Consider the following 22815-nt stretch of genomic DNA (forward strand, 5'->3'; position numbering starts at 1 on the left):
TTAGTCCGGAGCGAAGCGTAGGCTAAGTGTTAGAAATCGCAAGAGAGGTGCAATGCCTCGCGATGCGATGCGTAGAAGGAAGCAATTTGATCCATCGCAACATCCCCGCCATCTCGATGCATCAATCCCGCTTGGCGGAACAACACGGCACGGTCCCGGGTTGAGATCACAGCCTCGAACGCAGCACGGAGAAGCGACATGCCGAACCCGAATCGGAACAAGAAAGGGAAAAAGGGCGGCGGCCCGCCTGAACAATCCGACAAGGACATGAACGACCTCCGTCGGCAGGAGCAGGCCGAATGCGGCGGCACAGGCGGCCAGGACACGTTCGGCCAGGCCGGAGGCGAGAAGCTGCGCGACAAGCAGCAGCGCGGCGGCCAAGCCGACAACACGCGCCAGTAGCTAGAGCATTTCCGGTTCACGCCGAATCGCCCCTCATCCGCCTCCTGAGCCAAGTCGAATGCGCGGCGCCTTCTCCGCGTGAAGACGGGAAGAAGGACGGTGCTGCGGCGCTGACGCCCCCTCTCCCCGTTTTTCACGGGGAGAGGGTAAGGGTGAGGGGCAGCGCCTGCTTCAACAGAAAACAGAAATGCCCTAGCCAAGCAGATCGCTTGGCAGATCGATCTGGCCGATGGCGTCGATAATGTCGCGCCACCGGTAAATTGTGCGGTCGCCCATCAGAAAATCTCGACGACATCATTCTTGATGGAATCGCGAAAGCTGTCATCGAGGCTTCGCCGCATGAAGGCATTGGCTGGAATGCCGGTGGCCTTTTCGACTATCCGTTCCACGCCCACCAGATTGAGGATCGAAAACCTGCTCGCCAGGTCGACTTCGAGCAGCAGGTCGAGATCGCTTTGCTCGCTGTAATCGCCACGCGCCCGCGAGCCGAAAAGCGCCACATGCGTGACACCTTCCACCGAAAGATCAGGACGGAGAGTCTTGAGCTTCTGGACAAGGACATCTCGTTGCATCTTTCTAATCTGAAGGTTTTTCGCCGCTTTTTCCACCCGGATCTCCTCGCACCTACCCCTCCATCACCTCCCTGATCACCACCGCCTGGTTGTGCGCCTCGTCCCTGGCCGAATAGACCAGCGTAAGCTGGCCCTTCTCCGCATGAGCGCGCAACTCGTCGAGCAGGTCGCGTTTTGCCGCGAGTTCGTCGCGGTAACGGGCGCGGAATTCGTCCCACCGTGCGGGATCGTGGCCGAACCATTTGCGAAGCTCCGTCGACGGCCCGATCTCCTTCATCCAGAGATCGACCGCCGCCTTCTCCTTGTTCATCCCGCGCGGCCAGACCCGGTCAACCAGCACGCGAAAGCCGTCCATCTTCTCCGGAGCGTCATAGACGCGCTTGATCGCAATCCCTGTGCTCACCAGTCCGCCTCCCTTCCCTCCCCGACCGCAAATGTGGATAGAATCCGCGTCCCTTCCGGCCCGATCGAAGAAATCCGCCTTTCAGATCAGGAAGATAGAGGATTTTTGAAGAAATCTGGAGCGGCATTTTGTTCACACATCCCGCCCCTCCCGCATAATCCACTCGTCCTTCCTGCCGGGAACGCTCCGGAGTCGTTCGAAAGCGGGGGAGGATCGGCGCTTCCGTTCCATGGCCGACGAAGCCATGGGGCCGGAGAGGCTCCGTCCAAGGGTTCCCCTCGGGACACTACGGTCCCGGCGTGCTGGAGGAGCACACAGGCGGGGCCGGCGAAGGCGATGGCGAAAGCCATCGCCGAGAGGGCGTTAGGCCGAAAGGCCGATGCGCTGTCACAGCCGGCCCAGCGCAGCGGAACGGGCGGGGACAGAAATCGCCGGCGGGGCGCGGAAGTCGCGCCACGTATTTAGTTTCGGAAGGCTCGGCCAAGCGCCCCGCTTCCCGACTTTCGCCCTCCTCATCCTGAGCCTGTCGAAGGATGAGCGAAGCGAACCTCGAAGGACAATGGCCAGACGCGAGAGCGGGCGTGGCGAAGGAGAAGCTTGTGCCCAAGAACCCCCTCAGCGGCTCGCCTCTACTGCACGTAAACCGTCACCGCGCCGTCGGCCTCGATCTCGGTCGCCACGACGCTGGCGACTTCGACCTGCTGCTTGTCGAGCTCGGCCTTCAGCGCCGGATTGGCCTCGACGGCGCTGCGCAGCTTGGTCAGATCGTCCTGGTTCTCGGTCAGCGTGGTCTGCAACTCGGTCGCGCTGCCGCCCAGTTCGCTGATTTTCACCACCTTCACCTCCCCTACGGCGGTGATGGTGCCGATCTGGGAGGCGGTGGTGTCGTTGGCTTTGACCGCCTCGATCACGTCGGCGATCGAGGGCGGGGCGGTTGTCGTCGTGGCGCCGGTCGTGTCGATATCGGGCGTCATGGCGCCGCCACCCTCGGCGCCTGGCACCGGCGTCGTCGTATCCTGGGCAAAGGACGGCGCGGTGAGGCTTGCGATGGCGAGCGATGCGGCGGCAAGGGTGATCATGCGTTTCATGCTGATTTCCTTTCGCGGGGCTTGCCCTTCGGTTGGAAAACAGCCGCCGGGGCGGATGGTTCCGGTAGGTGGCGAGGGACATGAAAAGCGGCGCGGTTTCCCGGGCGGCCGGGCTAGCGCTGCTCCCAGCGCTCCAGAAACACCTCGATGGACAGCGACTGCATGTCGGGAACCGCGTCGGCGAGTTTTGCGACCGGCCAGTCCCACCACGCCAGCCTTTCGATGCGAGCCGAAATTTCGGCCGGAAAACGCAGCCTGAGCCGCCGCGCGGTAACGCCGGCGACGATCTCGTAGGCGCCGACATCGCGCGTCACCACCGCATTCGCGCCGATCACCGCGCCATTGCCGATGGTCACGCCAGGCATGACGACCGCGCCATGCCCGATCCAGACGTCGTGGCCGATGGTCACCGCCTTCGCCTGCCGCCTGTGTTTGAAAGCCGCGTCGACGCCGAGATAGCGGAAATATTCGTTGGGCCGGTAGCTCACCTTGTGCGTGGTCAGCCGCTCCAGCGGGTGTTCGAGCGCGTTGATCCGTGTGTTGGCGGCGATCGAGCAGAACTTGCCGATGGTGGTGTAGATCGCCTCGGCATGGCGCTCGAAATAGGAGAAGTCGCCAAGCGTCACCTCGCGCAGGATGACGCGCTCGCCGACGATCGAATAGCGCCCGAGCCGGCAGGATTTCAGCTCGGCCGTCGGGTGGATGCGCGGCTCCGGCGATTTGAAGCGGATGTCTTCCGGCTCGTCCATGGCAGCGGCTTTACGCCGCCGTCGCCCGCCCGGCAAGCAGCGCTATTTCGGCTTGCCGTTGGTCCAGGTCACCTCCTGGCCGTAGAGCGGCACGGTGGTCAGCGACATTTTCGCCGAACCGTCCTGCACCTGACGCGAGTGCGAGAGATAGACCAGCGTGTCGTTGGCCTTGTCGTAGATGCGGTTCACCACCTGCTGCTTCCAGATCAGGCTGATGCCCTGGTTGAAGATCTCCTCGCCCTCCTCGCCCATCGAGATGTCTCCAATGGTGATTGGCCCGGTCTGCCGGCACGAGATAGACGAATCGGACGGATCCTCGAACCAGTTGCCCTTCTGCAGCCGGTCGACCATGCCGCGCTCGAAATAGGAAACATGGCAGGTAACGCCCTGCACCTTCGGGTCCGCCACCGCCTCGATGATGATGTCGTTGCCGAGCCAATCGACGCCGACTTCTCCGACCTGCTGGGCAGAGGCGGGCAGAGCCGCGCAGACTGCAATGGCGGCCAGGACCGCAGAAACGCCAAACCGCATCGAAATCTCTCCTGTTGAGAACCGCCGTTCAGTTGGGATCGCGCACCCACCCTTGCAAGAAAAATCCGCTCGGCACAGCCCCGCATGCGCCAATAGCCAGCGGCATCATGGCCTCTTTCTGCCGGGCCTTGGCCGTACTATGTTTATGACATGAAACAACCCGTTTCGATGCCGGTCGGCACGGCCGCGAAGATCCTGGCTGGCGCAGCGCTCCTCGCTGCAGCCACCGGCCTTGCCTTCGCGTCCTGGATCGACCACGGCGCCGCCATCTTCATGACGATGGTCGAAGCGGGCATCTCCTGGTGCTTCTGATTCCCACCGCGCCGGGCGCGTAACAAATCCGATTGGCGAAATCACCCATGATGCGATCCATTCTCGTCGGCATTCTCGTCCTGATGGTCGCCGGCATCGGCTGGCTGACCTTCGACTGGTATCGTTCGCAGAACGCCGGCGAGCCCTACGGCGCGCCGTTCACGCTGGTCGACCAGAAGGGCGCCGAGATCACGGAAGCCGCGTTCCGCGGACATCCCTCGGCGGTGTTCTTCGGCTTCACCCACTGCCCCGAAGTCTGCCCGACCACGCTTTTCGAACTGGATGGCTGGCTGAAAAAGCTCGGCGACGACGGCAAGGACATCCGCGCATATTTCGTCACCATCGATCCGGAGCGTGATCGGCCCGAGATCATGGACGCCTATGTCGGCAATGTCTCCGACCGCATCACCGGCATCACTGGCGATCCGGAAAAGATCGCCGCCATGGCTAAATCCTTCGGCATCTATGCGCGCAAGGTCGATCTCGAGGGCGGCGACTACACGATGGACCACACCGCCTCGGTCCTGCTGCTCGACGGCAGCGGCGATTTCGCCGGCACCATCGCCTATGGCGAGAGCGCCGACGCGGCGATCGCCAAGCTGAAGCGCCTGGCGGACGAAGGCTGACGCCGCTCGTTCGCGCGCACCGCTTGCCTCGCTCTCATTGCGAAAAGAAGTCCATGACGCAGACCCGCCTTCACCTGACGACCGGGCGCATCGACGCCGCCCGCATCTTCGCTGCCTTCGAGGCGGCGTTCGAGGAGGACGGGTTTCCTATTGCCGTGCTGGAAGTGGACGAGGCGCGCGACATCCAGGAGATTTCGCTCTACGCCGATGGCGACATAGACGAGGCCGAACAGCGCATGCATGCTGTACTGGAAGAGCTTTCGCTGCCCCTGACGATCGGGCGCGAAGCCGTGCCGGAGGTCGACTGGGTCGCACTATCACTGGAAGGGCTGAAGCCGGTACGCGCCGGCCGCTTTTTCGTCCACGGCGCGCATGACCGGCAAAAGCGCCGCAGTGGCGATCTCGCGGTCGAGATCGAAGCGGGCCTGGCCTTCGGAACCGGCCATCACGGCACCACGGCAGGCTGCCTGGAGGTGCTGGAAGAGGTCGCCCGGCGCGAGCGGCCCAGGAATGCGCTCGACCTCGGCACCGGCAGCGCCGTGCTCGCCATCGCGCTGGCGAAGTTTTCGCACATCCCGGTTCTGGCGACCGACATCGACCCGGTCGCGACCAGGGTGGCTGCCGACAATGTCCGGCTGAACGGCGTCTCAGCGCTCGTCGAGACGGCAACCGCGCCCGGCTTTCATCACCCGGTCTTTTCGGCGCGCGGGCCGTTCGACCTGATCGTCGCCAACATACTGGCGAAGCCGCTGATGCGGCTTGCCCCGCAGATGGCGCGACATCTGACGCCCCGCGGCTCGATCGTGCTGTCAGGCATACTAGAGCGCCAGCGCAACGCCGTGCTCGCGGCCTATGCCGGCCAGAAATTCCGCCATGTCCGCACGCTGGAACGCGAGGGCTGGGTGACGCTGCATCTCAAGCGGTAGATACGAAAAGGCGGCCGGGAGGCCGCGTCAAAACCGTCAGATAAAGTAGGCTCTGCTGCGCTTTGACAGCTCTTCGCGGCTGTAGCCGCTGGCCGTCAGCGTCTTGTCGTCGAGCGCCAGCAAGGCGCCGGTGACATAGCGCTCAGCCTGGCGCTGGCGCGATTCGACGAAGGCGTTAAACGCGGATTTGAAGAAGCCGGATTTCGCACGGGTGGTCATGTACGCTCTCCTTTCAGAGATCGGAATTTGTCCTCCCGCTTGAAGAGATAGGCTGTGCCTGCCCGTTCCGGAATGGACCGAAATGCATGGCTCCCATCCCTTTTTGCATATGCGAAGATGAGGGTGTGCAGCGCAGCATTTCCATCTGGCCCAAGGCCGCTGCGTTGCAAGCGGCTTGGCCGGAAGCTAGGGTTCGCACTCTCGATTTGTTCACAACTGAGGCGTGCCCGATGTTCCAGTCCTTCGATGATGTAAGCGACGCCACCCTGGGCGCGGCCCGCGTGGCGGGTTTGCGCGAATGGCTCGCCGCCAATGATCTCGACGGCTTCATCGTGCCGCGCTCCGACGAGCACCAGGGCGAATATGTCGCCCCTGGCTCCGAGCGGCTGAAATGGCTGACCGGCTTCAGCGGCTCGGCGGGCGTGGCGATCGTGCTCGCAAAACAGGCCTACATCTTCGTCGACGGGCGCTATACGCTTCAGGTGCGCGATCAGGTCGATCTCGGCGTGTTTGCGATCGAGAGCCTGATCGACAACCCGCCGCCTTCGTGGATCGAGAACAATCTCGGCAAGGGTGCCCGGCTCGGCTTCGACCCGTGGCTGCACACGATCAGCGACGTGAAGGCGCTCAAGGCCGCGGCTGAAAAGGCTGGCGCCGCACTGGTTGCGGTCGAGCGCAATCCGATCGACCAGCTTTGGCAGGACCGCCCGAAGCCGCCGCTCGCGGCCGTCGAAATCCACCCGATCGCTTTCGCCGGAGAGTTGGCCAAGGACAAGCTGGCGCGGCTGGTCCAGGCGATCGAGAAGCAGAAGGCGACCCACGCCGTGCTGACCGATCCGTCGTCGATCGCCTGGGCCTTCAACATCCGCGGCGGCGACGTCCCGCACACGCCGCTGGCGCTCGGCTTCGCCATCCTCGCCGCGGATGGCGCCCACCAGCTCTTCATGGACAAGCGCAAGCTGCCCACCGAAACCGAGGCCTACCTTACCCAGCTCGCCGACCTTCGCGCGCCCGCCAGGCTGGAATCCGCGGTCGTAGAGCTGGCCCGTTCCGGCGCTGCCGTTTCGCTCGATCCGGTGCTGGCCGCCGACCGCCTGCGGGCGCTTGTGGAGGACAATGGCGGAACTGTCATTTCTGCTCCCGACCCCGCCCGTATTCCCCGCGCCACCAAAAACAAAGCCGAAATTCAGGGAGCGCGCGCAGCGCACCGCCGCGACGGCGCAGCGATCGCGAAAATGCTGTGCTGGCTCGATGTCCAGAAACCCGACACGATAGACGAGATCGCCACCGTCACCCAGCTTGAGGGCTTCCGCCGCGCGGTAGGCGAAGAAACCCAGATGCCGCTGCGCGATGTCTCATTCTCCACCATATCCGGTTCGGGGCCAAACGGCGCGATCATGCACTACCGCGTGTCGCGCGCCACCAACCGCAAGCTCTGCGACGGCGAACTGTTCCTGCTCGATTCGGGCGCGCAATATCAGGATGGCACCACCGATATCACCCGCACCATTCCGGTCGGCCAGCCGACCGAGGAGATGCGCGAGCGCTATACGCTCGTGCTCAAGGGCATGATCGGCATTTCGCTGCTGCGTTTCCCCGCCGGCACGCGCGGCGCCGACATCGACGCTGTCGCCCGCCTCGCGCTCTGGAAGCACGGGCTGGACTACGCCCACGGCACCGGCCATGGCGTCGGCTCGTACCTGGCGGTGCATGAAGGGCCGCAGCGCATCGCCAAGACCGGCACGGAAAAGCTGCTCGAAGGCATGATCCTGTCCAACGAACCCGGCTACTACAAGCCCGGCCACTACGGCATCCGGCTGGAGAACCTCATCATCGTCACCGCCGCTGAACAACTGCCGGACGGCGACATCGCCATGCATGGCTTCGAGACACTGACGCTCGCCCCGTTCGACCGGCGCATGCTGCGCGCCGACCTTCTGATGCCCGAGGAACTCGTATGGCTGGACGCCTACCACGCCCGCGTGCTTGCCGAAATCGGGCCGATGGTGGACGGCGAAACGCTGAAATGGCTGGAGGCGGCGACCGCGCCGCTGGCTTAGCGCTGGCGTTCAGCCCATCACTTGCCGCAGCGCGATCAGCACGGCGGCGCCGGTCAGGAACATCGGCATCATACCGGCCCGGAGCGACACCAGCCCGGCGACCAGAAGCGCTATCATCTCGGCCGAACCGGCCGAGACCGCAGCCGGTGCGACCAGCGTGGTCAACACAGCAGCCGGCACAGCGTTGAGCCCGGCCTCGACGCGCGGATGGATGCGCTCGAAGCGCGACAGCACCAGATGGCCGCCAATGCGCGTCAGGTAGGTCATGACCGCGCCCGCAAGGATGATCCAGACGGTCGTGCTCATGGCTTTTTGCCCCCATTGGCCCTGCCCGGCATGGCCGCCGCAAGCAGGATGCCCGTGATCGCACCGACGGATACATGCCAGGGCGAGCCGATGGTCTTGTAGGCGAGGATCGAGGCCGCGGCGCTGGCGATCACGATGGGCAGCCAGAGCGGCCGGTTGCGGAAGCCCATGACCAGGCCGAGGAAATAGATCGGCAGCAGGAAATCGAGCCCCAGCGCCCGCGGGTTGGGGATCATATTGCCGAATGTCGCGCCAATCCACGACTCCGCCGTCCAGCATACATAGATCGGCAGCGCCATGCCCATGTACCAGGCGAAGGTTATCTCCTCGCCCCGCTCGCCCTTGGTTTCGGCCTCGGCATATTGCGGGTCGACCAGGAAAAAGAACGCGAATGCCTGGCGCGCGAGCGGCCAGTGGCCGATGCGCCGCCCGACGACTGCGGAATACAAGATGTGACGGAAATTGACGGCGAAGATCGACAGCACGATCAGCCAGGGCGCCACCTTCTGGCCGAACAACTCGATGCCGACCATCTGGCTCGCGCCGCCATAGATTGTCGCGCTCATCAGCACCGCTTCAAAGACGCTGAAGCCGTTTTCGACCGCAAGCGCGCCGAACAGCAGGCCGAACGGCGCAGAGGCCACTACAACGGGCAAGCCCAGCCGCGCGCCGCGCCAGAACGCACTTGGAGGCCGAGCCTCATCTTGTATTGCTTCGGCGGACATGGCGGCTCCAGGGAAAGGGAGCCTGTGTATGTCAGCAACCCTGCCGTGTCACATGAATTCGCTTGAGCCAAGCGATCAGCGTAAGTGAAGAGAGCGTCCCGATGCATCCGGCGAGCCGCGCGAGCCCTCGTTCAGCGCTGCCCCACCCTTTCGAACCACTGATCCTCGTCGATCACCTCGATGCCGAGTTCGGCGGCCTGCTTCAGCTTGGACCCGGCGCCCGGCCCCGCCACCACGAGATCGGTTTTCTTCGACACCGAGCCCGCGACCTTGGCGCCGAATTTCTCCGCCATCGCCTTGGCTTCGTCGCGCGACATCCTTTCGAGCGAGCCGGTAAACACCACCGTCTTTCCTGAAACCGGCGACGACACATCGCCGACGCGCGCCTCGTCGAGCGGCGTGACTTCCTTCAGCAGCGCGTCCACGACTTCGCGATTGTGCTCCTCGGCGAAGAATTCGACGACCGCCTCCGCGACAACCGCACCTATGCCGCCGACGCCGTTCAGCTCCTGCCAGGCGGCATTGCCGGGATCGCCCTTGCCCTCAGACGGCACTGCCCCTTCGGCTACCTCGCGAAACGCCGCGAAGCTGATGAAATGCCGCGCCAGCCGCTTGGCGTTTGTTTCGCCTATGTGGCGGATGCCGAGTGCGTAGAGGAAGCGCGAGAACTCGACCCGCCGGCGATCGTCGATTGCTGCAAACAGCTTCTTCACCGAGGTCGTGCCGAAGCCGTCGATGTTTTCGAGCTTCGCCAGCGACTTTTCCTGCCGAGCCTTCAGCGTAAAGATGTCGGCGGGCGAGCGTATCCTGAGCGCCGGGTCCTCGGAATTGAAGAAGAACTCGATCTGCTTTTCGCCGAGCCCTTCGATATCCATCGCGCCGCGCGCCACGAAATGGCGCAGCCGTTCGACTGCCTGCGCCGGGCAGATCAGGCCGCCGGTGCAGCGCCGCACCGCCTCGCCTTCCTCACGTACCGCATGGCTTCCGCAATGCGGACAGGTTTCCGGGAATTTGTATGGCACGGCGTCGGCCGGCCGCTTTTCTAGGACCACGTCGAGTATCTGCGGGATCACGTCGCCGGCGCGCTGGATGAGAACGGTGTCGCCGACCCTGATGTCGCGGCCCTCGCGGATCGGCTGGCCGCTATTGCCGATGCCCTTGATGTAATCCTCATTGTGCAGCGTGGCGTTGGTCACCACCACGCCGCCTACTGTCACCGGCTGTAACCGCGCCACAGGCGTCAGCGCGCCGGTGCGGCCGACCTGGATGTCGATGCCGGAGAGGATCGTCGTCGCCTTCTCCGCCGCGAATTTGTGCGCCGTCGCCCAGCGCGGGCTGCGCGAGCGAAAGCCCAGCCGTTCCTGCAGGTCGAGCCGGTCAACCTTGTAGACGACACCGTCAATGTCATAGGGCAGCGATGCTCGTTCGGCCTCGACAGCGTGATAATGCTCGATGATCGCCTCGACCGAATGGCAGCGCACCATGCGTTCGTTGACCGGGAATCCCCAATCGGCGAAGCGCCGCACCACCTCGAACTGCGTCTTACCGAGCGGCGCGCTAGTCTCCCCCCAGGCATAGGCGAAGAAACGCAGCGGCCGCGTTTTCGTGACCGAAGGATCGATCTGGCGCAGGCTGCCGGCGGCCGAATTGCGCGGATTGGCAAAGACGCGGCCGGTCTCGGCCATGCGCTTGTTCAACTCCATGAAGTCGTCGCGGCGCATATAAACCTCGCCGCGGATTTCGACCACATCAGGCGCGTCCTTTGGCAATTGATGCGGGATCTCGCGAATGGTGCGGATATTGGCGGTCACGTTCTCGCCGGTCGTGCCGTCGCCGCGCGTCGCCGCCGTCATCAGGCGGCGGTTCTCGTAGCGCAAAGACATCGAAAGGCCGTCGATCTTCGGCTCTGCCGTGAACACCAGTTCGCGGTCCGCCGGCAGCGCCAGGAACCGGCGAACGCTTGCTACGAAGTCGATCACGTCCTGATCGGAAAAGGCGTTGTCCAGCGACAGCATCGGCCGCGCATGCACCACCGGCCCGAACGCGCCGGCGGGCGCGGCGCCGACGTTGAGCGATGGCGAATCCTCCCGCACCAGCTCGGGAAATTTCGCCTCGATCGCCGCGTTGCGCATCCTCAGCGCATCATATTCGGCGTCGGAGATGATCGGTGCGTCCTCGGCATGGTAGCGCCGGTCATGCTCGGCGATTTCCCGCGCCAGCTTTTCAAGCTCCGCGGCAGCCTCGGCTTCGGTCAGGACGTCAATGGATTTTTCTGTAAGCGGCATGAGTGTTTCTCGGGAGAGAGCAGGCCGCAAAGTCTTCGGCAAAATGCAGAAAAAAGTAAACCGCCCCGGCGCGCCCTAAACCGTGTTCTCGCTGAGCAGCCGGCCGGCTGCCGCCCGCGCCTCCTCGGTGATCGTCGCGCCGGCCAGCATGCGGGCGATCTCCTCCTGCCGCGAACCGCGGTCCATTTCGGCAATGCTGGTCGAGACCTGACTCGCTCCACCGGATTTGGAAATGAGGAAATGCGTCCCCGCCCGCGCCGCGACCTGCGGCGCATGCGTCACCGACAGCACCTGCACGCGCGCCGACAGCCGCGCAAGCCTCTGCCCGATGGCGTCGGCGACGGCCCCGCCCACGCCGGTGTCGATTTCGTCGAAGACCAGCGTCGGCGCCGAGCCGCGATCGGCGAGCGCCACTTTGAGCGCCAGCAGGAACCGCGACAGCTCGCCGCCGGACGCGACCTTCATCATCGGGCCGGCCCGGGTTCCCGGATTGGTCCGCACCCAGAACTCGACCTGGTCGATGCCCTCTTCCATGCGGTTGTCGGGCTCACTGGACATCTCGACGATGAACTCGGCCCGTTCGAGCTTCAATGCAGGCAATTCGCCCATCACCGTCTTCTGCAGGCCGAACGCCGCGCCCTTGCGCAGTTCGGAAAGGCGGCTCGCGATCTCGTCGTAGGCGTCGCGGGCGGTCGCCGCCTGCTTTTCCAGGACGTGAAGCCGCTCCTCGCCGGCATCGAGGTCGGCAAGATCGGCCGCCATCGTGTCGCGCAGCTGCGCCAGATCGTCGACCTGAACATTGTGCTTGCGAGACGCGGCGCGCAGCGCAAACAGCCGCTCCTCGGCCCTTTCCAGCCGCTGCGGATCGTATTCCGTCGCACGCATCGCAGCCTCGACGGCCGATTGCGCGGCATCGAGCGACAGCATCGCTTCATCGAGCGAAGTCACGACCTCGTCGAGCAGGCCCGGAACCTCGCCGGCCTTGCGCTGCAGCCGCCGCAGCAGGCTCGCAAGCTGCGGCAGCGGCGATTGCGGCCCCGACAGCACATCCTGCGCATCCTGGATCTCGGACGCGATCTTCTCGGCCCGCATCATGGTCGTGCGGATTTCGGCAAGCTCGGTTTCTTCGCCAGGCTGCGGGTCGAGCTGCACGAGTTCGGCGACGGATGCGCGCAGATAGTCGGCTTCGCGGGCGGCAGCCGCCACCTTGGCGCGATGGCGAGCCAATTCCTGCTCGCCGTCACGCCAGAGCCGCCACGCCTCGCCGCAAGCGCGGACTTCGCCAAGCAGGCCGCCGAACGAATCGAGCAGGTCCCGATGCGCGCCAGGGTCGACGAGCGCCCGCTCGTCATGCTGGCCGTGGATTTCGACCAGCGCACGGCCGATGTCGCGCATCAGTGTGACGCTTGAAGGCTGGTCGTTGACGAAGACACGGGTGCGCCCGTCCGCCGTCTGCACGCGGCGCAGAATGATGTCGCCGTCGTCGTCCAGTGCATTCTCGGCAAGCAACATGCGCGCCGGATGATTGCTCGGCACGTCGAAAACGGCGGAGACCTGGCCCTGCGCTGCGCCGTGGCGCACGAGCGATGCATCGCCGCGCGCCCCCAGCGCCAGCGAAAGCGCATCGAGGAGAATGGATTTTCCAGCGCCGGTCTCGCCGGTCAGCACGGAAAGGCCGGCCGAGAAATCTATATCCAGCCGTTCGATCAGGACGATATCGCGGATCGACAGTCTGGAAAGCATGAAAGCCCGCTTAGGCGCCGGTAATCAGCTTTCCGGCCTTGGATATCCACGAACCGGCATTGTCGCGCGGCTCGAGGCCGCCGGTCTGCAGCAGCGTATACGAATCCTTGTACCACTGGCTGTCAGGATAGTTTTGTCCCAACACGGCCGCAGCCGTCTGCGCTTCCGACGTCAGGCCCATCGCGTAATAGGCTTCCGTCAGGCGAGCCAGCGCTTCCTCGACATGGCGCGTATTGGAATAGTTCTCGACCACATAGCGGAACCGCTTGACCGCTGCGATATATTCGCGCCGCTCGAGATAGTAGCGGCCGACCTGCATTTCCTTGCCGGCGAGCTGGTCGCGCGCGAACCGCACCTTTTCGCGGGCGTCGTCGACATATTCGGATTCGGGCCAGCGCTGCACCACCTCTTCCATCGCCTCGATGGCGCGGCGCGATTCCTTCTGGTCCTGCGTCACGTCACGGATCTGCCGGAAATAGCTCAGGCCGACGATGTACTGCGCGTAGGCCGCGTCTTCCGTGGACGGGTAGAGCGAGACGTAGCGCTTGGCCGCATTAATGGCCTCGTCGTAATTGCCCTGACGGTAATTGGCGAAAGCGCCCATGACCATCGATTTGCGAGCCCATTCCGAATAGGGATGCTGGCGGTCGACGGCATCGAACTTGCGGCTGGCTTCCTTGAGCCTACCTGCATTGAGGTTGGCCAAGCCCTGATTGTAGAGCACGTCCGCCGGCTCGGTCTGGTCCACATAGGTCGCCAGATCGATGTCTTCGCCCGACGACATGCAGCCTGACAGGACCGCTGGCGCAGCCAGAACCGATAGGGCCAGCAAGGCCGCCCGCAAGGGCTTTTTCGCTTCAGCAGCGCGCTGGAAAATCATGATCGGAACGGCCCCTCTCGGCGTCAATTTGCAGCCATAAACCATAACTGCTTCTGCACGGCAAACGCTATCGCCCGGCATTGGCGCATTTTTGTGGCGCACCCTCCGCGGATAAAGGCGGCGAGAATGTCGCCGCCTTTCTCTGGATCAGAGCATCCAGGGTGCGAAGACCGGCGCGTTGACGGCGATCATTTCGGCTGAACGGCCGCGCTCGCGACGGGTCGTTTCGACGATCTCGAAAGCCGAGCGGTCGGAAAGCAGACGGCGCAGCGCCGAGGCATTGAGCTTGTGGCCCCCGCGATAGGAGCGGAAGCAGCCGATGAAGCGCGCGCCGGCGAGCGCCAGGTCGCCCATCGCATCGAGCGTCTTGTGGCGCACGAACTCGTTCGAATAGCGCAGCCCCTCGACATTGATGACGCGGCTGTCGTCGCCGATCACCACCGAATTTTCGAGCGATGAGCCAAGCGCGTATCCGGCGGCCCAGAGCCGTTCTACATCCTTCATGAAGCCGAAGGTGCGCGCCCGCGCAATGTCGCGGCGGAAGAGGTCGGGGTCGATGTCGGCGGAGTAGGACTGCCGGCCAACCGCCGGGCTGTCGAAGTCGATTTCGATCTCGAAGCGTGTGCCGCCATAGGGGCGGAACTCGGCCCAGGATGCGCCGTTCTCGATTCGAACCGGCTTGAGAACGCGAATATAGCGCCGCTTGACCGACAGCATTTCGACCCCAACCTGGTCGATGGCGTCGACGAACATCGCGGCGCTGCCGTCGAGGATCGGCACTTCGGCGCCGTCGATCTCGATGGAGACATTGTCGATGCCGAGGCCGAACAATGCGGCCATGACGTGCTCGACGGTCGCCACATGATGGCCGGACGGATCGCCCAGAACCGTGCACAGCGCCGTGCCGCCGACCTCCGAGACCAAGGCCGGCAATTCGCGGCCGGGGCCGCCCTCACCCGTATAATGGAACACGATCCCGGTGTCGGGATCGGCCGGATGGAAATGCATTGTAACTTGTTTTCCGCTGTGAACGCCGATGCCCGACAGCGTCACGCGCGATTTGAGAGTTGTCTGATAGTCGTGCAAGTCGATCCCCATATGCCCATTTGATCCGTCCGCTACACGATCCCAAATGTGTGCGGCTCTTGATTTTATCGGCCTGCAGGACATCATCCCCAAACTCCCTGCATGCCGTTTCTTTCGGCGGCGAAGATAGTATTCCGGCGAAGAGACTCCAAATCACGGATTCTTACCCCGTGTTACGCCTGCTCTGCTTGCAGCGATCGGCTCAACTTTTTGATTTTTCTACCATTTCAAACGCCGACGGGCGGGCTAAAAAGCGCCCGCCCGTTAAGCTTGATTACTGTCCGTTAACGTTCAGTTGGCCTGGCGGCGCAAAAACGCCGGAATCTCCAGCTGATCGTCTTCCTGAGTCGCCCTCGGCTGCGGCTGAAGCCGGCCATGTTCGTCGAATTGGCCGCGGCGCGGCGCGTAGAGCTGCGGGTCCTGGCTGGCTATACGCCGCGCTTCCGGCGCGGGCTGGCGCAGCTTCGGCTCGCGCGGCTGGGCCGGCTGCAGGCGCGCCGGCTCCTCCTCGCGGCGCGACAGGCCGTTGGTCAGCCGCTTGAGCAGCCCCATCGGCCCGCTGCTCTCATGGTCGACCGGGCGGCTCTTGGCTTCGACTTCCGCCTTCACGACCGGCGGAAAATCCTCCACGCGCGGCATGCGCGGCTGCGCGACGGCTGCCGGCTGCATCTCCCGCACCGGCTGCGGTTGCGGAGCCGGAGCCATCATCTGCGGCTGTGCGGGCTGCGCGGCCGGCTCGGCCGGCGGCGCCTGGAACAGCTTGCTCTGCGGACGGAACTCGTCCTGTACCGGAACCTGCCGCGGCGCGGCCATGGCGGCGGCGTTCTGCTCGGCCATGCGGATGGCCTCGGCCACCGGATCGGCACTGCGGACTTCCATCTGCGGAGCCTGCTGCACGGCAGCCTGCGCGGGCCGCGCTTCAACCGCCGGGCGCGGAGCCGGCTTCAGCGGCTGGCGGATGGCGATCGGCGCAGCGGCGATTTCGGCGGCCGTCTTGTCGATGCCGGTCGCAACCACCGAGACGCGGATGACGCCTTCGAGTTCTTCGTCGAAGGTGGCGCCGAGAATGATGTTGGCGTCCTGATCGACTTCCTCGCGGATGCGGGTCGCCGCTTCGTCGACTTCGAACAGCGTCAGGTCGCGACCGCCGGTGATCGAGATCAGCAGGCCCTTGGCGCCGCGCATCGTCGTCTCGTCGAGCAGCGGATTGGCGATCGCGGCTTCCGCCGCTGCCATTGCGCGGCCTTCACCCGAGGCTTCGCCGGTGCCCATCATCGCTTTGCCCATCTCGCGCATCACCGAGCGGACGTCGGCGAAGTCGAGATTGATCAGCCCTTCCTTGACCATAAGGTCGGTGATGCAGGCAACGCCTGAATAGAGCACCTGGTCGGCCATGGCGAAGGCGTCGGCGAAGGTGGTCTTGTCATTGGCGAGACGGAAAAGGTTCTGGTTCGGGATGACGATCAGCGTATCGACGCACTTTTGCAGTTCCTCGATGCCGAGATCGGCAGTCTTCATGCGGCGCTGGCCTTCGAAGTGGAACGGCTTTGTCACCACGCCGACAGTCAGGATGCCCTTCTCGCGTGCTGCCCGCGCAACGACCGGAGCAGCGCCCGTGCCGGTGCCGCCGCCCATGCCGGCGGTGACGAAGCACATATGCGTGTTGGAAAGGTGATCGATGATCTCGTCGATGCACTCTTCGGCGGCGGCGCGTCCGACTTCAGGCTGCGAACCTGCGCCGAGACCCTCGGTGACATGCGCGCCAAGCTGGATCAGGCGATCCGATTTGGACATGGTCAGCGCCTGCGCGTCGGTATTGGCTACGACGAATTCGACGCCGCGCAGCCCCGCCGTGATCATGTTGTTGACGGCGTTGCCGCCACCACCGCCGACACCGAACACGGTGATGCGGGGCTTAAGCTCGGTGATGTCCGGCTTCTTCAGATTGATGGTCATTGTCTTCGTCCTTTGCCTTTCCCGCCGCTTCGCCGCTGCGGCCGCCTATGGGGCTGTCCCCGTCGAATATCTAAAAACTGTCTCTCAACCACTGACTCATGCGATGAAACTTCCCCCCGGTCCCGGTCATCCGCAGCCGGGCGAAACCGCCCGCCTGGGCGCTTTCGAAACTCGCCACCTGCGGATAGATCAGAAGGCCGACCGCTGTCGCAAAAGCCGGGCCCTTGGCCGCTTCGGGCAGCCCGGCAACACCGAGCGGGCGCCCGATGCGAACGTTGCGGCCGAGAATCCGGCGCGCCGCTTCCGGCAAGCCGGAAAGCTGGCTGGCGCCGCCGGTCAAAACGACCCTCTTGCCGACAGCGTTGCCGTAGCCGGACTTGTTCAGCCGGTCGCGCAATATCTCCAGCGTCTCCTCGATGCGCGCGCGGATGATGCGGGTCATCACCGAGCGCGGTATCTGCAGTGGCGCCTCGCCGTCGTCGCTGCCGATCGGCTGGATCGACACCAGGTCGCGATCGTCGGCGCTGCCGGGCAGCGCCGAGCCGTGCATCACCTTCAGCCGCTCGGCGTCCTCGAGCCGCGTCGAGAGCCCCTTGGCCATGTCCATGGTGACGTGGCTGCCGCCCACCGGAATGGCGTCGCCATGGACGAATTTGCCGTCGGCGAAGACCGAGATCGTCGTGGTGCCGCCGCCCATGTCGATGCAGGCCGCGCCCATTTCGAGTTCGTCGTCGACGAGGGCCGCAAGGCCGCTGGCATAAGGCGTCGCCACCATGCGCTCGACCGACAGATGCGAGCGGTTGATGCATAGCTCGAGATTGCGCAGCGGCGCCGCATCGCCGGTCAGAACATGCATGTCGACGCCGAGCGTGTCGCCGACCATGCCGCGCGGGTCGCGCATGCCGCGCTCCGCGTCGAGCGAGAAGGCGACCGGCAGCGAATGCACGACTTCGCGCTCCGCCTTCAGCGCCAGCTTGGAGCCGGCGGCCAGAACGCGCCTGATGTCGGCGGCGTCGACCTCATGCCCGCCCAGATTGATAGTCGCCGAGAACGACCGGCTCTTCAGCCGGCCGGCAGTGAGGTTGACGATCAGCGAATCGACTGTCAGCCCGGCCATCCGCTCGGCGGCGTCCACCGCCAGCCTGATGGCGTGCTCGGCGCGGTCGAGGTCGACGACCACGCCCGACTTCACGCCCTGCGATTTCTGGTGGCCGATGCCAATCACGCGCGCCTGGTGAGTGCGGCCCTTGAGAAGCTGGCCTTCCTCGCGAGGCTTGAGCTTGGCCACCACGCAGCACACCTTGCTCGACCCGACGTCGAGCACGGTAACGATGCCGGAGCGGCGCGCCTGGGCGTCCTTGTGGCCGGAGAGCCAGCTCATATCTTCTTCTCCGGCTTGATCTTGAGGCCCTTGAAGCGCTCGCTGAGCGCCGCATTGCGGCGCACCGCGGCTTCCGGCGTCAACTGCACCACAAGGCGATCCGGCAGCCGCATGTCGACGGAAGCGATGTCGCGCGACAGAAGCCCGCTCTCGCGGTCCATCCGCAGAATGTCGGCGATGGCCTCGTCCTCGCCGACTTCGGGAAGTTTTATGGTGATGCCGTTTTCCAGCCGCAGGTCCCAGCGCCGCTCCGACACCCGGATGTAACCCTTCACCCGCGCAGCGAGTTCGGGAAACTGGCGGATCTTGCCGACGAAATCCGACGCGTGGTCGTTCGCGCCATAGCCGATGACCAGCGGCAGCATTGCGTGGCGTCCGCCCGAATAGGGCGCAATGACATTGCCCGCCTCGCCTACGATGGCAAGCTGGCTGCCGTGCTGCCACAGCGCGAAGGGCTTGCGCTCCTCAATGCGCACTTCGAGCATGTCGGGATAGACCTTGCGCACCGAGGCGACCTCGACCCAGGGCAACCCCGCGATGCGCGCACGCGCCTCGTCGGCATTGAAGCCGATCAGCGAGGTCCAGCCGTCGAGCTCCAGTCTTTCCAGTATGTCGATCTCGGATGTTTCGTAATGGCCGGCGACGCGCACCTCGTCAACGGCGAAGCCGGTGCGCGCGGTGACGCCCTGCACGAAGGCCGGCATATGGCCGCCGAGATAGGCGCCATAGAGGCTGCTCGCCCCAAGGAAAACGGCGGTCATGATGGTCGCGCAGAAGGGCGGCGGCGTGAAGTCGCCGCTGCCTAGGCGGGCAGCAACGCGAGCCGGCCGGCGCAGCCAGCGCGGCAGCACGAAATGCGGCGCCGAAAGCCAAGCGCCAAGGACGCCCGGCGTGGCCGCGTCCGTCCTTTGGGCTTGTCCCGACTTCAACGCGAACACGAAGCGTCCTCCACCATCCAACTCAACAGCTCGCCGAAGGAATGTCCCGCTTCCGCGGCGATCTCGGGCACAAGCGACGTCGGCGTCATGCCCGGCTGGGTGTTGACCTCGAGCCAGATGAGCTCGCCATTTTCGGAATGACGGTCGTCGTAGCGGAAGTCCGACCGGGTGACGCCCCGGCAGCCGATTGCTTGATGTGCCTTGAGCGCCAGTGTCTGTATTTTTTGGTAAATATTTAGTGAAATTTTAGCGGGGCAGACGTGTTTTGAGCCGCCGGGAACGTATTTTGAATCATAGTCGTAGAAGGAATGGCCGGTCGGGATGATCTCGGTCACCCCGAGCGCCACGTCTCCCATCACCGCGCAGGTCAGCTCCCGTCCGTGCACGTAGCGCTCGACCATCACCGTATCGCCGTATTTCCACTCCGCCGAGCCGATCACCTGCGGCGGATGCGACTGGTCCTCCTTGACGATGACGACGCCGAAGCTCGACCCCTCATTGACCGGCTTGACCACATAAGGCGGCTTCATCGGGTGCTTGTTCCCGATGGAGAACCGGCTCATCACCCTGGATTCGGCGACCGGAATGCCGGCGAGCTTGGCGATTTTCTTGGACTGCTCCTTGTTCATCGCCAACGCCGAGGCGAGCACGCCCGAATGGGTGTAGGGAATGGCGAGATATTCAAGGATGCCCTGGATCGTGCCGTCCTCGCCGAACGGCCCATGCAGCGCGTTGAACGCCACATCCGGCTTCAGCTCCGAAAGGACCCGGCCGACGTCGCGCGTGACGTCGATGCGCGTCACGCGATAGCCTTCGGCCTCCAGCGCATCCGCGCACGAATTTCCGGAAGAGAGCGACACGGGCCGCTCGGAGGAGAACCCTCCTAGCAATACGGCAACGTGTTTCTTCGACATGCTTCCGCAATCCCCATGCGAACCGGCTACGCACCGTTTCCTAAAGTTGAATCCGAGTCTTCCGGCAGGTTGCCCCCCAGACGGAAAACGCGTCATCGACTCAAATCAGGAAACGCTTTTGTCCAAAGAATCAGAGACTGGATTCCGTGGCAAGCCCCGAGGATTCAATCGGATTCACTTTATGTAAAAAGAACGCGGTTGTGGATGGGATGCAGCACGAAAACTGCCCGAGCGCTAAACCGGGCTGTCTCCGATGACAAATCTGGCTACGTACCGGATTGGAGCTGACCGTCAGTTATGGCATTTCTTTGGTGCGACTCTTCGGGTTTACCCGACACATGCAGTATGTGACTGAGGATGATCACGGTCATACCTTCACGTTCTTCTGGCATCCTCTGAAGGTGCCGCTAGATGGAGACTGGCATCCGGCTTTCCACAAAGCCTACGAGTTCTTTTCTCCACGTCTCTCGCAGGGATGACCATCCTGTACCGAACATCCGTTGGGCAATTGTGAGACGCCCGTCTTCCCTTTCTGAACGTCCGCTGTCGCCTTCCGGCCCCCGAAAGCTGCCGGACCGCTCGGTGTGAAAGCTGACCTGAGCAAGCGCTTTCACCTCGCGCTTGCCAGGGGTGAAGCTGCGCGAGATATAGGTCAGTTCCGGCCCGTCGCCTTCCTTTGATGAGCCATTTATCCAGCGCAATCGGAATTCTTCAGCCGTTCCATGAGCCATCGACCTGCCATTCCGGGAGGTTTCGCAGCGGGATAGATGATCGACATGGGCATGGTGTACTCGTCTGCCTGCGCATCTTCGAGCTGCAGCTGCACCAACTCTCCGGAGGCAAGGTCTGCCTCGATAGAACCCCGGGGCATGCTGCCCCAACCCAATCCGGCACGTAAGAAGCTCAGCTTCGCGCCAAGATCGGCAAGCCGCCACGTTCTGTTTGAAAATACGCCAAACTCTCGCCCACTGGAAAGGGTAGTCCGGTCCGTCAACACCAGCTGGATATGCTCCTCCAGGACAGAGCGCGGTATAGGTCCTGTGATCGTGCACAGGGGATGGTGAGGTGCTGCCACCATGATGGTGCGAACGCTTAGAACTTTTTCTTTGACGAGGTCTGGAGATGTCGTTGGCAGCGAGCCGACGATGCCAAAATCGCAGACGCCGTCGATGACCGGCTTAAGGACAGCACCCAAAGCCTCCACGTAAAGCCGCAGTGGCGTTTCGGGAAAGACTGCCCGAAACTCACGCACGGCGGTCGTAAGGACTTCAATCGGGAACATGACGTCGATCACAGCAGAAACTTCAGGCTCAAGACCACCGGCCAGGCGGCGGGCCTTCGCTTTGAACAAATCCATGGATCGGGCCGCGTCGCGCGCTTCCAAAAGTAGGGCGCGCCCCTGCTCGGTTAGCGTGGGCTTGCGGGTGGATCGATCAAACAGCAAGACGCCAAGCTGCAATTCAAGGTTTCCCAGCGTTTGGCTGACCACCGACTGTGCGCGCTTCAGTTTCCGTCCAGCGGCCGAAAAGCTGCCCTCGTCGGCGGCGGCGATGAAGGTGCGAAGCTGATCAAGAGTGACGCCATCCAACATATCCGTTCTCCCGATAGTTTCCATCGGTTTATATAGGCTAGTTGGATGGTTAGGAAGAACTTAGATCGCCTGCATTGAAAAACGCAGGGGTCTCTCATGTCCAACAATTTACCTGGAAAAGCTGCCAATATCGTCAGCTGGATCCTCCAGATCGTGCTCGCTCTTGTATTTTTCGCCGCCGGCGGCGCCAAGCTCGCCGGTGTGCCCATGATGGTTGAAACGTTTGATCACGTCGGCGTCGGCCAGTGGTTCCGCTACGTCACCGCTGCCGTTGAAATCGTCGGGGCCATTGCGCTGCTCGCCCCCGGTTATGCGGTTCTAGGTGCCGCGCTTCTGTCGGCTACCATGGTTGGTGCGATTATTGCGCATCTGACCGTTATTCCTACCAGCTTCGCCCCGGCGCTTGTTCTACTCGTGCTGCTTCTCGTCATCCTGTGGCTGCGTCGCTACCAGGCAACCGCTTTGCGCACCCGCTTTGCAGGTGCTGCATAGGGCGAAGCCTGAAAAACATCTCGCACAAACATTCCCCACCACTGGCGGGGAGTCCTTCAGAAATCAGAGGTTCAAAATGACGGATTCCAAACTCAAAGTCGGCATCGTCGCTGGCAGCACCCGGCCTGGGCGTAAGGCGGAGGCCGTGGCCCGGTGGGTACTGGACATCGCTAACACGCGTGGCGATGCCGACTATGAATTGGTGGACATCGCCTCCTTCGACTTGCCGCTTCTCGATGAGCCGACGCCCCCCTCCATGGGCGAGTACCAGCACGACCACACCAAGGCCTGGGCTCAGAAGATCGCTTCGCTCGACGCGTTCATTTTCGTGACCCCCGAGTACAACCACGGCACATCCGCCGCGCTCAAGAACGCATTGGACTTCATCTATGCCGAGTGGAACAACAAGTCGGCGGGCTTTGTGGGTTATGGATCCATTGGAGGCGCCCGCGCGATCGAACATCTGCGCGGCCACATGGGTGAGTTGCAAGTCGCTGACGTCCGGGCTCAGGTCAATCTCACTTTGGCCGAGGATTTCGAGCATTGGACCGTCCTGAAGCCGCGGCCGCAGCATGCCGGAGCGGTCAACACGCTGCTCAACCAGGTTGTAGGCTGGGGCAAGGCTCTCAA

25 protein-coding genes are annotated in these 22815 nt (G+C 63.7%); 7 read left to right on the plus strand and 18 right to left on the minus strand.

All coding sequences use genetic code 11. The features are described from left to right. Positions 1-198 precede the first annotated feature (198 nt). On the plus strand, positions 199-402 hold the full coding sequence (locus G6N73_RS29245; RefSeq protein WP_165033486.1) for a hypothetical protein: 204 nt from the start codon (positions 199-201) through the stop codon (positions 400-402). Between the two features lie 275 nt (positions 403-677). Here the strand turns inward: G6N73_RS29245 and G6N73_RS29250 are convergent, their stop codons facing one another. From G6N73_RS29250 to G6N73_RS29270, 5 genes are all read right to left on the minus strand, one after another. After that, positions 678-974 (minus strand): nucleotidyltransferase family protein, encoded by a 297-nt coding sequence (locus G6N73_RS29250; RefSeq protein ID WP_165033487.1) that lies wholly within the window; start codon positions 972-974, stop codon positions 678-680. Between the two features lie 52 nt (positions 975-1026). Further along, a complete protein-coding gene (locus G6N73_RS29255) occupies positions 1027-1377 on the minus strand; it encodes a DUF488 domain-containing protein (RefSeq protein WP_425484159.1) in 351 nt (116 codons plus the stop codon). A 629-nt stretch (positions 1378-2006) separates the two neighbouring features. Beyond that, positions 2007-2465 (minus strand): hypothetical protein, encoded by a 459-nt coding sequence (locus tag G6N73_RS29260; protein WP_165033488.1) that lies wholly within the window; start codon positions 2463-2465, stop codon positions 2007-2009. Between the two features lie 113 nt (positions 2466-2578). Further along, complete coding sequence (locus G6N73_RS29265; protein WP_165033489.1) at positions 2579-3214, minus strand: DapH/DapD/GlmU-related protein; 636 nt, start codon at positions 3212-3214, stop codon at positions 2579-2581. Positions 3215-3256: 42 nt separating this feature from the next. Continuing rightward, entirely contained in the window at positions 3257-3745 is a 489-nt protein-coding gene (locus G6N73_RS29270) for a CreA family protein (protein WP_165033490.1), read from the minus strand. A 150-nt stretch (positions 3746-3895) separates the two neighbouring features. On the opposite strand from G6N73_RS29270, the gene G6N73_RS29275 reads away from it, so the two are divergent. From G6N73_RS29275 to G6N73_RS29285, 3 genes are read left to right on the plus strand one after another with little or no spacing between them, the layout of a single operon-like run. After that, positions 3896-4057 carry a hypothetical protein gene (locus G6N73_RS29275; protein ID WP_165033491.1) on the plus strand — a complete coding sequence of 54 codons (162 nt, stop codon included), beginning with the start codon at positions 3896-3898 and terminating at the stop codon, positions 4055-4057. A 47-nt stretch (positions 4058-4104) separates the two neighbouring features. After that, the gene (locus G6N73_RS29280) at positions 4105-4683 is read left to right on the plus strand and encodes an SCO family protein (RefSeq protein WP_165033492.1); all 579 of its coding nucleotides are present in this window, start codon (positions 4105-4107) and stop codon (positions 4681-4683) included. A gap of 53 nt (positions 4684-4736) precedes the next feature. Beyond that, entirely contained in the window at positions 4737-5609 is an 873-nt protein-coding gene (locus tag G6N73_RS29285; protein WP_165033493.1) for a 50S ribosomal protein L11 methyltransferase, read from the plus strand. Between the two features lie 36 nt (positions 5610-5645). Here the strand turns inward: G6N73_RS29285 and G6N73_RS29290 are convergent, their stop codons facing one another. Next, positions 5646-5828 carry a hypothetical protein gene (locus G6N73_RS29290; protein ID WP_165033494.1) on the minus strand — a complete coding sequence of 61 codons (183 nt, stop codon included), beginning with the start codon at positions 5826-5828 and terminating at the stop codon, positions 5646-5648. Between the two features lie 230 nt (positions 5829-6058). Between G6N73_RS29290 and G6N73_RS29295 the strand changes: the two genes are divergently transcribed. Next, entirely contained in the window at positions 6059-7888 is a 1830-nt protein-coding gene (locus tag G6N73_RS29295; RefSeq protein ID WP_165033495.1) for an aminopeptidase P family protein, read from the plus strand. A 9-nt stretch (positions 7889-7897) separates the two neighbouring features. On the opposite strand, the gene G6N73_RS29300 is transcribed toward G6N73_RS29295, so the two are convergent. The 12 genes from G6N73_RS29300 to G6N73_RS29355 all read right to left on the minus strand — a co-directional run bounded on the left by G6N73_RS29300 (position 7898) and on the right by G6N73_RS29355 (position 21693). Beyond that, positions 7898-8194, minus strand: a complete 297-nt coding sequence (locus G6N73_RS29300) for an AzlD family protein (protein ID WP_165033496.1) — start codon at positions 8192-8194, stop codon at positions 7898-7900. After that, complete coding sequence (locus G6N73_RS29305; RefSeq protein ID WP_165033497.1) at positions 8191-8919, minus strand: AzlC family ABC transporter permease; 729 nt, start codon at positions 8917-8919, stop codon at positions 8191-8193. The genes G6N73_RS29300 and G6N73_RS29305 overlap by 4 nt, the downstream gene beginning before the upstream one ends. A gap of 131 nt (positions 8920-9050) precedes the next feature. Continuing rightward, entirely contained in the window at positions 9051-11204 is a 2154-nt protein-coding gene (gene ligA / locus G6N73_RS29310; protein ID WP_165033498.1) for an NAD-dependent DNA ligase LigA, read from the minus strand. A 75-nt stretch (positions 11205-11279) separates the two neighbouring features. Continuing rightward, entirely contained in the window at positions 11280-12947 is a 1668-nt protein-coding gene (recN, locus tag G6N73_RS29315) for a DNA repair protein RecN (RefSeq protein ID WP_165033499.1), read from the minus strand. A gap of 10 nt (positions 12948-12957) precedes the next feature. Continuing rightward, on the minus strand, positions 12958-13827 hold the full coding sequence (locus G6N73_RS29320; protein WP_165033500.1) for an outer membrane protein assembly factor BamD: 870 nt from the start codon (positions 13825-13827) through the stop codon (positions 12958-12960). 147 nt (positions 13828-13974) lie between these two features. Further along, complete coding sequence (gene lpxC / locus G6N73_RS29325) at positions 13975-14925, minus strand: UDP-3-O-acyl-N-acetylglucosamine deacetylase (RefSeq protein WP_165033501.1); 951 nt, start codon at positions 14923-14925, stop codon at positions 13975-13977. A 279-nt stretch (positions 14926-15204) separates the two neighbouring features. Next, positions 15205-16869: a cell division protein FtsZ gene (gene ftsZ / locus G6N73_RS29330; RefSeq protein ID WP_165033502.1), complete on the minus strand. Its 1665-nt coding sequence runs from the start codon at positions 16867-16869 to the stop codon at positions 15205-15207. 70 nt (positions 16870-16939) lie between these two features. After that, entirely contained in the window at positions 16940-18250 is a 1311-nt protein-coding gene (gene ftsA / locus G6N73_RS29335) for a cell division protein FtsA (protein WP_165033503.1), read from the minus strand. Then, entirely contained in the window at positions 18247-19188 is a 942-nt protein-coding gene (locus G6N73_RS29340; RefSeq protein ID WP_165033504.1) for a cell division protein FtsQ/DivIB, read from the minus strand. Before G6N73_RS29340 ends, ftsA begins: the two co-directional genes overlap by 4 nt. Next, the gene (locus G6N73_RS29345) at positions 19176-20102 is read right to left on the minus strand and encodes a D-alanine--D-alanine ligase (protein WP_165033505.1); all 927 of its coding nucleotides are present in this window, start codon (positions 20100-20102) and stop codon (positions 19176-19178) included. Before G6N73_RS29345 ends, G6N73_RS29340 begins: the two co-directional genes overlap by 13 nt. 407 nt (positions 20103-20509) lie before the next feature. After that, positions 20510-20803, minus strand: coding sequence for a hypothetical protein (locus tag G6N73_RS29350; protein ID WP_165033506.1), 294 nt, complete (start codon positions 20801-20803; stop codon positions 20510-20512). Next, positions 20791-21693 carry a LysR family transcriptional regulator gene (locus G6N73_RS29355; protein WP_165033507.1) on the minus strand — a complete coding sequence of 301 codons (903 nt, stop codon included), beginning with the start codon at positions 21691-21693 and terminating at the stop codon, positions 20791-20793. Before G6N73_RS29355 ends, G6N73_RS29350 begins: the two co-directional genes overlap by 13 nt. Before the next feature lie 96 nt (positions 21694-21789). On the opposite strand from G6N73_RS29355, the gene G6N73_RS29360 reads away from it, so the two are divergent. Both G6N73_RS29360 and G6N73_RS29365 read left to right on the plus strand, forming a co-directional pair. Beyond that, positions 21790-22185 carry a DoxX family protein gene (locus G6N73_RS29360; protein WP_165033508.1) on the plus strand — a complete coding sequence of 132 codons (396 nt, stop codon included), beginning with the start codon at positions 21790-21792 and terminating at the stop codon, positions 22183-22185. Positions 22186-22261: 76 nt separating this feature from the next. After that, positions 22262-22815, plus strand: a 554-nt coding sequence (locus G6N73_RS29365) for an NADPH-dependent FMN reductase (protein WP_165033509.1), incomplete at its 3' end; no start/stop codon positions are given.

This window comes from Allomesorhizobium camelthorni (assembly GCF_011045125.1).
GTDB lineage: Bacteria > Pseudomonadota > Alphaproteobacteria > Rhizobiales > Rhizobiaceae > Allomesorhizobium > Allomesorhizobium camelthorni.

Bases quoted from the DNA above. Each gene is read 5' to 3' on its own strand.
- G6N73_RS29245 (WP_165033486.1), top strand. From the start codon at position 199: ATGCCGAACCCGAATCGGAACAAGAAAGGGAAAAAGGGCGGCGGCCCG.
- G6N73_RS29250 (WP_165033487.1), bottom strand. From the start codon at position 974: ATGCAACGAGATGTCCTTGTCCAGAAGCTCAAGACTCTCCGTCCTGAT.
- G6N73_RS29260 (WP_165033488.1), bottom strand. From the start codon at position 2,465: ATGAAACGCATGATCACCCTTGCCGCCGCATCGCTCGCCATCGCAAGC.
- G6N73_RS29265 (WP_165033489.1), bottom strand. From the start codon at position 3,214: ATGGACGAGCCGGAAGACATCCGCTTCAAATCGCCGGAGCCGCGCATC.
- G6N73_RS29270 (WP_165033490.1), bottom strand. From the start codon at position 3,745: ATGCGGTTTGGCGTTTCTGCGGTCCTGGCCGCCATTGCAGTCTGCGCG.
- G6N73_RS29275 (WP_165033491.1), top strand. From the start codon at position 3,896: ATGAAACAACCCGTTTCGATGCCGGTCGGCACGGCCGCGAAGATCCTG.
- G6N73_RS29280 (WP_165033492.1), top strand. From the start codon at position 4,105: ATGATGCGATCCATTCTCGTCGGCATTCTCGTCCTGATGGTCGCCGGC.
- G6N73_RS29285 (WP_165033493.1), top strand. From the start codon at position 4,737: ATGACGCAGACCCGCCTTCACCTGACGACCGGGCGCATCGACGCCGCC.
- G6N73_RS29290 (WP_165033494.1), bottom strand. From the start codon at position 5,828: ATGACCACCCGTGCGAAATCCGGCTTCTTCAAATCCGCGTTTAACGCC.
- G6N73_RS29295 (WP_165033495.1), top strand. From the start codon at position 6,059: ATGTTCCAGTCCTTCGATGATGTAAGCGACGCCACCCTGGGCGCGGCC.
- G6N73_RS29300 (WP_165033496.1), bottom strand. From the start codon at position 8,194: ATGAGCACGACCGTCTGGATCATCCTTGCGGGCGCGGTCATGACCTAC.
- G6N73_RS29305 (WP_165033497.1), bottom strand. From the start codon at position 8,919: ATGTCCGCCGAAGCAATACAAGATGAGGCTCGGCCTCCAAGTGCGTTC.
- ligA (WP_165033498.1), bottom strand. From the start codon at position 11,204: ATGCCGCTTACAGAAAAATCCATTGACGTCCTGACCGAAGCCGAGGCT.
- recN (WP_165033499.1), bottom strand. From the start codon at position 12,947: ATGCTTTCCAGACTGTCGATCCGCGATATCGTCCTGATCGAACGGCTG.
- G6N73_RS29320 (WP_165033500.1), bottom strand. From the start codon at position 13,827: ATGATTTTCCAGCGCGCTGCTGAAGCGAAAAAGCCCTTGCGGGCGGCC.
- lpxC (WP_165033501.1), bottom strand. From the start codon at position 14,925: ATGGGGATCGACTTGCACGACTATCAGACAACTCTCAAATCGCGCGTG.
- ftsZ (WP_165033502.1), bottom strand. From the start codon at position 16,869: ATGACCATCAATCTGAAGAAGCCGGACATCACCGAGCTTAAGCCCCGC.
- ftsA (WP_165033503.1), bottom strand. From the start codon at position 18,250: ATGAGCTGGCTCTCCGGCCACAAGGACGCCCAGGCGCGCCGCTCCGGC.
- G6N73_RS29345 (WP_165033505.1), bottom strand. From the start codon at position 20,102: ATGTCGAAGAAACACGTTGCCGTATTGCTAGGAGGGTTCTCCTCCGAG.
- G6N73_RS29355 (WP_165033507.1), bottom strand. From the start codon at position 21,693: ATGTTGGATGGCGTCACTCTTGATCAGCTTCGCACCTTCATCGCCGCC.
- G6N73_RS29360 (WP_165033508.1), top strand. From the start codon at position 21,790: ATGTCCAACAATTTACCTGGAAAAGCTGCCAATATCGTCAGCTGGATC.